The following is a 12,906-nucleotide window of genomic DNA, read 5'->3' as shown; positions in this document are numbered from 1 at the left end:
TCCTTCGTCGGTGTGGAGCGGAACCTAGAACCTGTTCTCGTCAGGCCGCAAGGGCCGTCAGCTCCGCGAGCGTGCCGAGTGTCGGCATCGCCGGCAGCGACAGGGCCACCCGGTCGCACCCGCCGAAGCGCCGCCGCAGTCCCGCCGCGACCTCCGCGGGAGTCCCCACGAGCGCGATCGCGTCGACCACCTCCTGCGGCACCGCACCGGGCAGCTCGGCCCAGCGCCCGGCGCGGGTCAGGTCGCGCAGCTCCACCTGCAGGTCGCCCCAGCCGTGGACGTCGAGCACCTGGCGGTAGGCGGGGGTCGAGGCGTAGAAGGCCACCAACCCGCGTACGCCGGCTGTCGCCGCCTCGTGCTCCAGCTCGTCACGCGCGACGCCCACGATCGCCTGGCCCACCACCTGGAAGCCGGCCGGCGCGGCGGAGGTCTGGGGCAGGGTCAGCTCCGCGACGGAGCGGTCCGTGCAGAACGGGTGGACCAGCAGCCCGTCGGCGACCTCGACCGCCATGGCCGTCATGCGTGGCCCCATCGCGCCCACCAGCACAGGCGCAGGCGGCCCGTCGAGAGCGGGCGGGACGAAGACCGGCGGGCAGTAGGTGTGACGGGTCCAGCGGCCCTCGAAGGCGAGTGGCTCTCCCGTCGCCCACGAGCGCTGGATGGCCTTGACCGCGAGCACGCACTCGCGCAGCTGCTCGACCGGCGACTCCCACACCGAGCCGTAGCGGTCCTCGACGTGGCGCTTCACCTGCGACCCGAGGCCGAGGGCGAAGCGCCCGCCGGTGGTCCGCTGCAGGTCGTGGGCGAGGTGCGCGAGGTGCATCGGCGAGCGGGGCAGCGCGATGGCCACGTTGCTGTAGAGGTCGAGCGGGACCCCTGTCGCGGCGGCGACGCCGAGCGGCAGGAACACGTCGCCCGGGCCCTCGTAGGTGAAGACGCCGGCGAGGCCGGCGTCGGCGAGCTGTCGCACCGCGCCGGGCACGGCGGTGAGGTCGGCGTCGAGCCGGGTGTCGAGTCGCACGGTGGCCTCCCGGGGACACAATAACGAGAACAGGTTCTAGCAGAATCGGCTCAGCGCTGTTACGGTCCCGGCGCACCCGGAGACGACCACAGGCACGGCGAGAGGACGCGAACCATGGCACGGCAGCTCGAGGTCACGGTCGAGTCGACCTGCATCAGCTCCGGCTACTGCCGCAACCACGCGCCGGACGTCTTCGGCAGCGGACCGGCACGCAAGTCGGTCGTTCTGAAGAACCCGGTCGAGGAGACCGGTGCGGTGCGCGAGGCCATGGAGAGCTGCCCGGTCGAGGCCATCTCCGCGGTCGACGCCGAGACCGGCGAGGACGTCTTCCCGTAACGAGAGAAGGGCACCACCTGTGAGCGAGGAGCACCTGCTCGTCGAGAAGTCCGGACACGTCCTGACACTCACCTTCAACAACCCCGCGGCGAAGAACTCCTTCACCCCCAACATGCTGTCCCGCATGGCGGACGCCTGGGTCCAGGCCGATGAGGACGACGACATCCGCGTCGTCATCCTCACCGGGTCGACGGAGGTCTTCTGCGCGGGCGCAGACCTCAAGGCGATGGGCCGCGACCCCGCACCCGACGACGAGCACGGCAAGCGCTTCAAGTCCGACGCCGGCATGGCCTGGCGCGCCCTGCTGCGCCACTACCGCCTCACCAAGCCGCTCATCGCCGCGGTCGAGGGCCCCGCGATCGCCGGGGGCACCGAGATCCTGCAGGCCACCGACATCCGCGTGGCGGGCGAGTCGGCGACCTTCGGCGTCGCCGAGGTCCGCCGCGGTCTCTTCCCGCTCGGCGGCTCCACGGTGCGGCTGCGTCGCCAGATCTCCTACACCAACGCCGCCGAGCTGCTGCTCACGGGCAGGACCATCTCGGCCCAGGAGGCCAAGGACATGGGCCTCATCGGCCACGTCGTGCCCGACGGCCAGGCGCTCGCCAAGGCCCACGAGATCGCCCAGGCGATCTGCGCCAACGGCCCGCTCGCGGTGAAGGCGGTCAAGCGGTCGCTGCAGGAGACCGAGGGTCTGCCGGAGGAGGATGCGCTCAAGGTCGAGCTCGAGATCGGTATGCGCGTCTTCATGACCGAGGACGCCAAGGAGGGCCCGCGGGCCTTCGCCGAGAAGCGCACGCCGAACTTCACCGGTCGCTAGGCGCGCGCGGTGAGCACCCCCGAGCCGACCGTCCTCACCGACTCCGCCGACGTCCTCGCCGACGCCGTGCGCGGCCTGCTCGAGGTCGCGGTCCGCACCCAGGTAGGTCGCGACGACGTGCTCGCGGCGGCCGACGCCGTCGAGGGCGTCACCGCGCTGCTCAGCCGCGACCTGCGCCACGGACCGTGGACGCCGGACCGCACCGACCCGCGACCCTCGCCCTACAACGCCGTCATCGGCACGGGCAACCCGCTGGCCGCCCCGGTCGTCCTGACGGCCCGCGAGCCGGCCGGCGTCCACGGCCACGTCCGCTTCGGAACGGCGTACGAGGGTGCCCCTGGTCTGGTCCACGGCGGCGTGCTGTCGATGGTCATGGACCAGGTCTTCGGCGAGGCGGCGATCGCGGCCGGCGTCGGCGGGATGACCGTCGGCCTCGAGGTCCGCTACGTCGCGCCGACACCTCTCGACTGCGTGCTCGAGGTCGACGGGCGGGTCGTCGACGCTGGCGAACGCAAGGTGCGGCTCGAGGGCTCGATCCGGGTCGGCGGCACGACCACCGTGACCGCCACCGCGACCTTCTTCCGCATCACCGCCGAGCACGCCCAGCGGTTGTTCCCCCACCTGGTCCGCGAGTGACCCTCGAGGCCGAGACAGCGACAGGCGAAGGGGCCGCCCCGAAGGGCAAGTGGGGTCCCTACGGCCGCCGCCCGCTGGTGGTGCTCTGCCTCATCGGCCTCGTCGACGCGGTCGACCGGGGTGTCCTGCCCGGCGTCATCGAGCTGGTCAAGGACGACCTGGGCCTCTCGGACTTCCAGGCCGGCCTGCTGTCCAGCGCGATCGTCGTTGCGACCCTCCTGGTGGCCGTCCCCGGCGGCTTGCTCGCCGACCGCCGCGACCGGCGCACCCTCATGGCGATCGTGCTGTGCCTGTGGTCCGCGGCCACCGCGCTGTCGGCAGGAGTGCGGTCCTTCCCGCAGCTGTTCGCCGTGCGGTCGCTGCTCGGTGTCGGCGACGCCATCAACGACCCCGCAGCCCAGTCCCTGGTCGCCGACTACTACCCGCCCGCGGTACGCGGTCGCGCCTACGGCTGGCAGCGCGTCGTCCCGACGGCCGGTGTCGCCGTGGGCGCGGTGGTCGGCGGCGTGCTGGGCGAGGCGTTCGGCTGGCGCGTCGCGGTGCTCGCCGTCGCCCTGCCCGGTCTGGTCGTGGCCGTCATGGTGCGCCGGCTCCCGCTGCCCGAGCGCGGCGCCTCCGACCTGCCGAGCGTCACCGCGACCGGTGCGCCGCCGACGCTGCTGCCCTCGCAGGCCTCCCCCGTGCTCGCTCCGCTGTCGACCCGGCAGTCCCTGATGGCGTGCCTGCGCGTCCCCTCCCTGCGGGCCCTGCTGTTCGCGACGTCCATCACGACCGCGTCCCTGGCCGCGCTGGGCTTCTGGGGCATCGCCTACCACCAGCGGGCTTCCGGGCTCTCCGCCTCGAAGGCGGCCGCCGTGGCAGGCGGCGCGATCCTGGTCGGTGCCATCATCGGCGGCTTCGGCGGTGGGGTGCTGGCGGACAGGTTGAGGGGCCGGGTCAAAGGCGCTGCCCTCCTGCTGGGCGCCTGCACCACCGCCGCCGGGACGGTCCTGCTGCTGCTGTCGTTCAACGACGGCATCCCCGTCTACGGCGTGCGACTGCCCCTGCAGGTCCTGGCCGTCGCCCTCATCGTGGCCGCCCTGCCCGCTCTGACCGCGATGACGACCGAGGTGGTGCGGCCGCACCTGCGCGGCACCGCCTTCGGCCTGCTGAAGCTGTTCGCGAACCTCTTCGCCGCGCTGACGCCGCCCCTCATCGGCTTCATCGCGGACACCCGGCAGATCACCGTGGACGGCGAGGAGACCGGTGACCTGGGCTTCGCGTTCAGGTGGACCGTCTGGGCCGTGCTGCTGGGCAGCGCCCTGCTGCTCTACGGCCGGCGCCACGTCGAGGAAGACGTGCGGGCTGCTTCGGCTTGACCGCCCGCCGCACCACTGCTCTACTCAGATGTAGAACACGTTCTAGTCGCTCTGGAGAGCCCCGTGTACCTCGACTACACCCCCGCCCAGCACGAGCTGCGCGATCAGCTGCGGACCTACTTCGCCAGCCTGCTCACCCCCGCCGTCAGGGAGGCCATCGCCTCCGAGGGCAGCAACGCCGGCGGCGAGACGGTCCGTGAGATCCGTCAGAAGATGGGCGCCGACGGCTGGCTCGGCATCGGCTGGCCCACGGAGTACGGCGGCCAGGGGCGCTCCGTGCTCGAGCAGTTCGTGTTCTTCGACGAAGCGACCCGCGCCGGTGCCCCGGTCCCGATGATCGCGCTCAACACCGTCGGGCCGACGCTGATGCGCAACGGCTCCCAGGAGCAGAAGGACTACTTCCTGCCGCGGATCCTGGCCGGCTCGCTCGACGTGGCGATCGGCTACACCGAGCCCGGCTCCGGCACCGACCTCGCGTCGCTGCGCACCCGCGCGGAGCGCCAGGGCGACGAGTTCGTCGTCAACGGCAACAAGGTCTACACGACCGGTGGTGCGACGGCCGACTTCATCTGGCTGGCCGCCCGCACCAACCCCGACGCCGCCAAGCACAAGGGCATCTCGATCCTGCTGGTCGACACGACCGACCCCGGCTTCACCGCCACACCGATCGTGACGATCGGCGGCGAGGTCACGACCGCGACCTACTACGAGGACATCCACGTCCCGGCGTCGATGGTCGTCGGCGAGGTCGACGAGGGCTGGCGCCTCATCACCTCCCAGCTCAACCACGAGCGGGTCGCGCTCGCTGCCATGGGCGGCCGGTCGCTCGAGCTGTTCGAGTCGGTGCGGGCCTGGGCCTCCCACGAGACCAACGCAGACGGCACCCGGCTCATCGACGTCCCCTGGGTCCGCTCCGCGCTCGCCCGCGTCTACGCCCGCCTCGAGGCGCTGAAGCTCCTCAACTGGCGGATGGCCTGGAAGACCGAGGTCGGCACCCTCACCCCGGCCGACGCCAGCAGCGGCAAGGTCTACGGCTCGGAGACCGACATCGAGTCCTACCGCAGCCTGCTCGAGATCATCGGCCGCGCCGGCTTCCTGCAGAAGGGCTCCGCGGGCGCCGAGCTCGCGGGCGTCCTCGAGAAGGCCTACCGCAGTGCCCCCGTCCGGACCTTCGGCGGCGGTTCCAACGAGGTGCAGCGCGAGATCCTCGCGCAGACCGCCCTCGGCCTGCCCCGCAGCAAGCGCTAGGAGAGCGACCCATGGACTTCACCCCCACCGAGGAGCAGGACGACGTCCGCGGCCTCGCCACCCAGCTGTTCGCGACAGCGACGCACCCCGAGCTCGCGCAGACCGGCTTCGACCAGCAGCTGTGGGCCAAGCTCGCCGAGGCGGGCCTGCTGGCGCTGCCGGTGTCGGAGGAGCTCGGCGGCGCCGGCCTCCCGCTGTCGGTCGCGGCCGTGCTCGCCGAGGAGTGCGGCCGGGCCGCGGGCCGCGTCCCGCTCGTCCCCGTCCTCGCCGCGCTGCCGCTGCTCACCGCCGCGCAGGGCGACCTCATCGGCCGCGTCCTGTCCGGTGACGCGATCGTCGTACCCGCCCTGCAGGCCGACGGCTGGGGCGCCGGCCTCACTGCGTCCGGTGAGGGCGACGCCCTCACCGTCTCCGGCACCCAGCTGGCCATCGCGTGGGCCCGCGAGGCCTCCCACGCCGTCGTCGCCGCAGGCGACGTCCTCGCCCTGGTCGACCTCGGCGGCCCCGGGGTCGACCGCGTCGACGAGCGGGTGAGCTCGCAGGAGCCGCACGCCACCCTCGTCCTCACCGGCGCCCCCGCCGTGACGCTGACCACCGGTGCCGAGGCCGTGACCGCAGCGGTCTCCCGGCTCGCCCTGCTGCAGGCCGCCCTCGCTGTCGGCATCGCGGAGGAGTCGCTGAAGATCGCGGCGGCCCACGTCTCCACCCGCGAGCAGTTCGGCAAGCCGCTCGCGACCTTCCAGGCCATCACCTACCAGGTGGCGGACTGCTGGATCGACGTCGAGGCGATGCGCCTCACCGCGCAGCAGGCGACGTGGCGCGTCGACCAGGGCCTGCCGGCCGCGGAGCAGACCGCGATCGCGGCGTTCTGGGCTGCCGAGGGCGTGCAGCGCGTGGTGTCCAAGGCGGTGCACCTGCACGGCGGTCTGGGCGTCGACGTCAGCTACCCGCTGCACCGCTGGTTCCTCATGGGCAAGGTCGTCGAGCTCTCGCTCGGCGGTGCGCAGCGCCAGCTCGAGGACCTCGGCGCACTGCTCGCGGCACGGTGACGTTCGACGCCGCAGCAGCCGAGGTCGGCCGGGCCTGGTTCCCGGTCGACCCCGAGCCGTCCCCCCGACGGCTACGCAAGCACGCCCTCGCCGACGAGCTGCGCGGGCTGGTGAGCGACCTGCTCTACCTCGACGTCGAGGCCGCCGACGAGGCCGCACTGACCGACGTCGAGCAGCGGCTGCAGGCGGCCCGCGAGGCCCTCGCCGCCCTGCCCGACCTGCGCGGCCAGAACCTCCACATCACCGACCACGACGCGTCGCTGTTCGAGCGCTCGCCGCTGTCCGGCCGTTCCAACGCACTGGCCGCGCCGCTGGTGCTGGAGTTCGACGGGCCCCTCACCTTCGGCCACGCGACCTACGGCGAGCAGTACGAAGGACCGCCCGACACCGTCCACGGCGGCTACGTCATCTCCGCCTTCGACGACCTGCTGGGAGTGGCCCAGGCGGCGTCAGGGATCGCCGGCCTGACCGGGACGCTGACGGTGAAGCTGCTGCGTCGTACCCCTCTGAACACCCGCATCGACTACGAGGCCGGCGTGCGCTCCCACGAGGGTCGCAAGATCCTCGCCTGGGGGCGCAGCCTGCTCGACGGCGAGGTCCTCGCCGAGGCGGAGGGCGTCTTCATCGAGCCGCGCGGCGGCCACCCCGGCCAAGTCATGCGCGAGGCCCTCAGCAGCAGTTGAGTTCGGCAGCAAGGTGTGGTCCGGGTTGACTCACGCAGGGCGGCTAACGGCACTTCTCAGCGGTCGCCGATCACCGGCATATGTGGACCTACCCGTTCCAGGGTGCTGGGCGGCCGCTTATTTTGCAAACGTCTCGGAGCCGGACAGACTGGTGCCAGGGGCGGACGGCTGCCCGTAGCGGCGGGGGGCATTGCAGTGGACGACCGCTTGCCGGCGTTGATCGATGTGGCCCGCGCCATCACTGGCGCCACCACGTTCGACGCCGTCGAGGCGGCCGTGTGCGAGTCGGTGGTTTCCCTGCTCCGGACGGACCGCGGTCGGCTCATCTCCTGGGCGGACCTGGGATCCCACGGGTTCGGCAGCTTCTTGGACCGTGCAGTCGCGGAGGAGCGTCCGGTCGTCGCCGAGCCGGGTGACGAGCAGGACCACCTGAGGCGGTTGGGGTTCTGCGCCGGGCTGGCGGCTCCGATCCCGGTGCACGGAGGTCCGACGTGGTGCTTGCTTGTTACGCAGGGCCAGCCCGACAAGGCCTTCGGTGAGGAGGAGCTGCAGCTGGTCGGCTTCATCACGGCGCTGGGCGGCGCGGCCTTGGAGCACCTTGCCAAGAGCGAGGCACGCTTCCGCTCGCTCGCGCAGAACAGCAGTGATGTCATCACCCTCGTCGACACGGATGGACTGGTCACCTACCAGAGCGCCGCGGCGGCACGCGTCTTCGACAACTCCGAGTCGGTGGTCGGCCGGGCAGTGCGCGACTGGGCGCACCCCGACGACCTGCCGGCGTTCGAGCAGGCCCTGGCCGACGCGCAGAATCGTCAGCACGTTCGCATCGAGTGCCGCTTGATGCATGCCAAGGGGACCTACATCCACGTGGAGACGACGATCTCCAACCTCCTCGACGAGCCGACCGTTGCAGCTCTGGTGCTCAACACCCGCGACGTCAGTGAGCGGCGCCGCCTCGAAGACGAGCTCCGCGAGCGAGCTCTGCACGACGCCCTGACCGGCTTGCCGAACCGGACCCTGTTCCATGACCGCGCCCGGCACGCGCTCGAGCGCGGGCTACGCGAGCGGGTGCCGATCTGCGTCGCCTTCATGGACCTCGACGACTTCAAGGCTGTCAACGACACGTTCGGCCATGCCGTCGGCGACGAGCTGCTGTGCGCGATCGCCGATCGGCTTGCCTCCTGCATGCGCCCCACGGACACCGTGACACGACTCGGTGGCGACGAGTTCGCCTTCTTGCTCGAGGACACGGAGCTGGAAACCGCGGTCGCGATCGTCGAGCGGATCCTCGCCGCGGTGAGCCAGCCGGTCGCTCTGGCGGGCACCGAGATGGTGATCAGGGCGAGCGTCGGACTGACGTGCACCGAGGGGCTCTACACCGACGCGGATCAGCTGCTGGCTCATGCCGACGCGGCCATGTACGCCGCGAAGGCGAAGGGCACTCACGGCTTCGAGTTGTTCGCACCCGAGATGCAGGCGGCGACCGAGGCCCGCCTGGCCCTGCGCCGCGAGATCGACCGAGCGCTCCGTAGTGACGAGTTCCGGCTGCACTACCAGCCGATCATTGACACGTGCACGCAGCAGACCGTCGGCATGGAGGCACTGATCCGCTGGGAGCACCCGAAGCGCGGGCTGCTGACGCCAGGGCAGTTCATCGACGTCGCGGAGAACAGCGGGCAGATCGTCGAGATGGGCCAGTGGGTGCTCCTCACCGCCTGCGCGGACGCGGCCCGCCTACCTCCGCAGACCTATATCAGCGTCAACCTGTCGGCACGGCAGCTTCAGGATCCTCGGCTAGTCGAGCACGTCACCGACGCCCTGGAGCGCAGTGGCATCGGAGCGGACCGGCTGATCCTCGAGATCACCGAGACGGCGGCGATGGCCGACACCGAGGGCACGATCAGCAAGCTGCACGAGCTCAAGGCCGTTGGGGTCAAGCTCGCCCTCGACGACTTCGGCACCGGCTACTCCCCGCTGAGCTACCTGCGCCGGTTCCCCGTTGACCTGATCAAGATCGACCGATCTTTTGTCTTCGAGATCGAGCGGAGCTCAGCAGACCTCGCCATCGTGCGGGGCGTCATCGACATGGCGCACGCGCTCGGCCTGCGCGCTGTCGCGGAGGGCGTGGAGACCGAGGCGCAATACGCGGTTCTGACCGAGCTGGGCTGTGACCTCGGGCAGGGATACCTGTGGATGCGTCCAGCACCCCTCGACGAGGTTGTCGCCGTCGTCTAGGGCACCTGCCTCGGTCCTGCCAAAGGCTCGCACCCGTCGGCAAGCGGAGCATCGCTTCCTAGGCGCAGCCGACGGGCTTGTTGGCCTTCGGCCACAACTCCACGTTGCCGTTGTCCCGCACGAGGTACACGAGGCGGTCCCATGCCTTCGGCGAGTACCAGAGGGCGTAGCCGCTGTTCCGGTAGCCGGTGTCGACCGCGTCTGCCGGCAGGGTGGTCTTCGCCTCTTAGCCCTCCCGCAAATCAGGCGCGAAGTCGAGCACGCCATTCGGGTCCTTCACGTAGGTGCGCTTGCGCCTCGGGTCGTCGTACGTCCGTCCCTGCGGCCAGGACAGGCCGAGGAAGTGGGCCTTCTGCCAGTTGCAGTTCTCTGGACCGGCGTTGGATTCGACCTGGTCGCGGCTGACGGGGTCACCCTTGAGCGTCCACGCGCCCGAGGGCTCGACCACGCCGTCCGCCTCGCCGCACGCCGCGAGCACGATGATGGCGACCAGCACTAGGCCGAGACGAAACTGCACAGCGGTGTGACGCATCGCGAGAGCCTCTGGTTCCCCTGGCGCAGCCTCGCGGGCCGCTAGACGCAGCCGGCTATCACTCCTGTGGACAACCTGTTTCCGCGGAAACACCGACCCGCGAAGAAGGCCCGGATACCCGTCCGGCAGACCTCGCTGCCGAACCGAGCAGCAGCTGAGCTACAAGCGCCAGGTCGAGGGGCGTACGACGAGGACCCCGCAGGTGATCACCACGATGGCCGCACCCGACAGCGCGATCACGGGTCCGACGCCGAGCGACTCGGCGATCGCGCCGCCCGCGAGGGTGCCGACGACCGAGCCGCCCCAGGTGAGCATCAGCGTGCCCATGACCCGACCGTGGAAGGCGGGGTCGACGAGGCGCAGCAGCAGGGTGCGCAGCAGCACCTGCTGCAGGCCGTTGCCCGCACCGCAGACGGCCAGTGCGACAGCGGCGACGACGGGCGAGCCGGTGAGGCCCCACACCACGACGGCGAGGCCCCATGCGAGGGTGGCGAGGTAGAACAGCCGGCCCTCGCGCCGCGGGCCACCGGAGCGGACGGCGAGCAGGACCGACGGGGGCACCGAGCCGAGACCCACCATCGTCGACAGCACGCCGAGCATCAGCGGGCCGCCACCGAGCTCGTCGGTGACCATCAGCGGCATCAGCGCGAGGAAGACCCACCCGACGACCCCGGTGAGCAGGCCGACGGCGGTGATGGCGAGCGCATCGGGGCTGCGCCGGAGGTAGCGGATCCCCTCGACCAGCTCAGACACGGGCCGGCCGGCTGCCCGCGGTGGCTTACCGGAGGTGCGGATGCGCAGGAAGACGACGACGCAGGCGGCGTTCGCCACGGCGAAGAGCAGGTAGCCCGCGGTCTCTCCGGACTGCGAGATGAGCGCGCCCGCGGCGAGGGGCCCGACGACGCGGGCGATGCCGCCCTGCACCGACCCCAGCGCGGTGGCGCCCACGACCTGGTCGGGCCGCACGATCTGCGCGACGTAGGCCTGTCGAGCCGCGACCTCGCTGACGACGGTCGCACCGGTCAGCGCCGACAGCGCGACGAGCGCGGGGTAGCCGAGGGCGTCGGTCGCCGTGAGGCCCGCGAGACCGAGCGCCCCGAGGGCGCAGACCGCGCGCGACACGATGACGGTGAGCCGGCGGTCGACGGCGTCGGCGAGGACGCCCGACGGCAGCGCCCCGATGAACATCGGCAGGAAGTAGGCGACCGAGACGAGCGAGACCGCCAGCGGCGAGTCGGTGAGCAGCCGGGCGCTGTAGCCCATCGACAGGATGAAGCCCCAGATGCCGAAGGCGAAGGCCGTCGACCCCAGCCAGTAGTTGCGGTAGTCCGGGTCCGACAGCAGCTCTACGGCGAGCATCCGCTCGCGCGGGGGCGCGGTGACCGGCGGTGCGGCCATGCCCACCTCCCGAGATCGGACCGGCGTGACCCTAGCGCAATTACTAGAACGTGTTCCATACTGCCGGGACAACCAGGCGAAGGAGTCACGGCGTGCAGAACCGCGAGCACATCTGGATCGACGGTCACTTCCAGGCCCCCAGCGGCACCGGGACCATCGACGTCATCAGCCCCCACACCGAGCAGGTCATCGCGACCGTGCCCGACGGCACCACTGCCGACATCGACAAGGCCGTCGACGCGGCCCGCCGCGCGTTCGACGGCGAGTGGTCCGGGACGACGCCGAAGGAGCGCGGCGCCTACCTGTCCGCGATCTCGGCGGCGATCCTCGGCCGGATGAACGAGTTCGCGAAGACGATCGCCGAGGAGATGGGTTCGCCGTACTCCTGGGGTCAGCTCGGCCAGGTCCTGTCGAGCACCATGGTCTTCGACTACTACGCCGGGCTCGCCGAGACCTTCCACTTCGAGGAGGTCCGCAACGGCGTCATGGGACCGGCGCTGGTCCGCCGCGAGCCGGTCGGCGTCGCCGCCGCGATCGTCCCGTGGAACGTCCCGCTGTTCACCACCGCGCTCAAGCTCGCGCCCGCGATCCTCGCCGGCTGCACCGTCGTGCTCAAGCCCGCGCCGGAGACGCCGCTCGACGCCTACCTGCTCGCCGAGGTCCTCGAGGAGGTCGGCCTGCCCAAGGGCGTCGTCAACATCGTGGTCGCCGGTCGCGAGGTCGGCGAGCACCTCGTCCGCCACCCCGGCATCGACAAGATCGGCTTCACCGGCTCGACGGCCGCGGGCCGCGCAATCGGCGCCATCGCCGGTGAGCAGCTCAAGCGGGTCACGCTCGAGCTCGGCGGCAAGAGCGCCGCGATCGTCATGGACGACGCCGACCTGTCGACCGCGGTGCCCGCGATCCTGGGGTCGGGCTTCATGAACAACGGCCAGGCCTGCGTCGCGCAGACCCGGGTGCTCGCCCCGCGCGACCGCTACTCCGAGGTCGTCGAGGCGCTCGTCGAGCACACCCGCAACGAGGTCGTCGGCGACCCGCTCGACCCGACCACGACGATCGGCCCGCTCGTGACCGCGCGCCAGCGCGACCGCGTCGAGGGCTACATCGCCACCGCGCAGAAGCAGGGCGGCAAGGTCGCTGTCGGCGGCGGCCGCCCGGGCGAGCAGGGCACCGGCTGGTACGTCGAGCCGACGATCGTCGTCGACGTCGAGCCCGGCCACACCATCGCGCAGGAGGAGGTCTTCGGTCCGGTCGTCAGCGTCATCGCCTACGACACCCCGGCCGACGCGCTGCGGATCGCCAACGACAGCGAGTACGGCCTGTCCGGCACGGTCTTCACCGCTGACGTCGCGGCCGGCATCGACGTCGCCCGCAAGGTCCGCACCGGGACCTACACCGTCAACTCCTTCTCGCTGGAGTTCGCGGCGCCCTTCGGCGGCTACAAGTCCTCCGGCATCGGCCGCGAGCTCGGCCCGGAGGGCCTGTCGGCCTACCTCGAGTCGAAGTCGATCTCGCTGCCGCACGGCACCGAGGTCCCCGGCGTGCCGGTCGTCTGACCCACGCTCCACCGTCGGGGGGGGGCGGGGGCCCCCC

General features: G+C 71.5%; 12 protein-coding genes. 9 read left to right on the top strand and 3 right to left on the bottom strand.

Annotated features, from left to right (window positions below):
* Positions 1–40: 40 nt before the first annotated feature.
* Positions 41–1,021 carry a TIGR03617 family F420-dependent LLM class oxidoreductase gene (locus Q8R60_00925; GenBank protein ID MDP3711030.1) on the bottom strand — a complete coding sequence of 327 codons (981 nt, stop codon included), beginning with the start codon at positions 1,019–1,021 and terminating at the stop codon, positions 41–43.
* Between the two features lie 114 nt (positions 1,022–1,135).
* Here Q8R60_00925 and Q8R60_00920 point away from each other — a divergent pair, with 114 nt between their 5' ends.
* The 8 genes from Q8R60_00920 (at position 1,136) to Q8R60_00885 (ending at position 9,383) form a co-directional block, all read left to right on the top strand.
* On the top strand, positions 1,136–1,357 hold the full coding sequence (locus tag Q8R60_00920; protein ID MDP3711029.1) for a ferredoxin: 222 nt from the start codon (positions 1,136–1,138) through the stop codon (positions 1,355–1,357).
* Positions 1,358–1,376: 19 nt separating this feature from the next.
* Positions 1,377–2,174: a crotonase/enoyl-CoA hydratase family protein gene (locus Q8R60_00915; protein ID MDP3711028.1), complete on the top strand. Its 798-nt coding sequence runs from the start codon at positions 1,377–1,379 to the stop codon at positions 2,172–2,174.
* Between the two features lie 9 nt (positions 2,175–2,183).
* Positions 2,184–2,810 (top strand): PaaI family thioesterase, encoded by a 627-nt coding sequence (locus Q8R60_00910; protein MDP3711027.1) that lies wholly within the window; start codon positions 2,184–2,186, stop codon positions 2,808–2,810.
* Positions 2,807–4,168, top strand: a complete 1,362-nt coding sequence (locus Q8R60_00905) for an MFS transporter (protein MDP3711026.1) — start codon at positions 2,807–2,809, stop codon at positions 4,166–4,168. Before Q8R60_00910 ends, Q8R60_00905 begins: the two co-directional genes overlap by 4 nt.
* A 63-nt stretch (positions 4,169–4,231) precedes the next feature.
* Positions 4,232–5,416, top strand: coding sequence for an acyl-CoA dehydrogenase family protein (locus tag Q8R60_00900; protein ID MDP3711025.1), 1,185 nt, complete (start codon positions 4,232–4,234; stop codon positions 5,414–5,416).
* 11 nt (positions 5,417–5,427) lie between these two features.
* Positions 5,428–6,465, top strand: a complete 1,038-nt coding sequence (locus Q8R60_00895) for an acyl-CoA dehydrogenase family protein (protein MDP3711024.1) — start codon at positions 5,428–5,430, stop codon at positions 6,463–6,465.
* On the top strand, positions 6,462–7,148 hold the full coding sequence (locus Q8R60_00890) for a hypothetical protein (protein ID MDP3711023.1): 687 nt from the start codon (positions 6,462–6,464) through the stop codon (positions 7,146–7,148). Before Q8R60_00895 ends, Q8R60_00890 begins: the two co-directional genes overlap by 4 nt.
* Before the next feature lie 102 nt (positions 7,149–7,250).
* Positions 7,251–9,383 carry an EAL domain-containing protein gene (locus Q8R60_00885; protein MDP3711022.1) on the top strand — a complete coding sequence of 711 codons (2,133 nt, stop codon included), beginning with the start codon at positions 7,251–7,253 and terminating at the stop codon, positions 9,381–9,383.
* Positions 9,384–9,609: 226 nt separating this feature from the next.
* On the opposite strand, the gene Q8R60_00880 is transcribed toward Q8R60_00885, so the two are convergent.
* Together Q8R60_00880 and Q8R60_00875 are read right to left on the bottom strand one after the other, a co-directional pair.
* Entirely contained in the window at positions 9,610–9,879 is a 270-nt protein-coding gene (locus Q8R60_00880) for a hypothetical protein (GenBank protein MDP3711021.1), read from the bottom strand.
* Positions 9,880–10,074: 195 nt separating this feature from the next.
* A complete protein-coding gene (locus Q8R60_00875; GenBank protein MDP3711020.1) occupies positions 10,075–11,313 on the bottom strand; it encodes an MFS transporter in 1,239 nt (412 codons plus the stop codon).
* Between the two features lie 92 nt (positions 11,314–11,405).
* Here Q8R60_00875 and Q8R60_00870 point away from each other — a divergent pair, with 92 nt between their 5' ends.
* Entirely contained in the window at positions 11,406–12,869 is a 1,464-nt protein-coding gene (locus Q8R60_00870; GenBank protein MDP3711019.1) for an aldehyde dehydrogenase, read from the top strand.
* The last annotated feature ends 37 nt before the right edge of the window (positions 12,870–12,906 follow it).

Source organism: Mycobacteriales bacterium, from assembly GCA_030697205.1.
GTDB lineage: Bacteria > Actinomycetota > Actinomycetes > Mycobacteriales > SCTD01 > JAUYQP01.
Note: the sequence above shows the minus strand (reverse complement) of the source record. Positions and strands in the feature narration are given on the sequence as shown.

Coding starts and splice junctions, on each gene's coding strand:
- Q8R60_00920 (MDP3711029.1), top strand. CDS start 1,136: ATGGCACGGCAGCTCGAGGTCACGGTCGAGTCGACCTGCATCAGCTCC.
- Q8R60_00895 (MDP3711024.1), top strand. CDS start 5,428: ATGGACTTCACCCCCACCGAGGAGCAGGACGACGTCCGCGGCCTCGCC.
- Q8R60_00875 (MDP3711020.1), bottom strand. CDS start 11,313: ATGGCCGCACCGCCGGTCACCGCGCCCCCGCGCGAGCGGATGCTCGCC.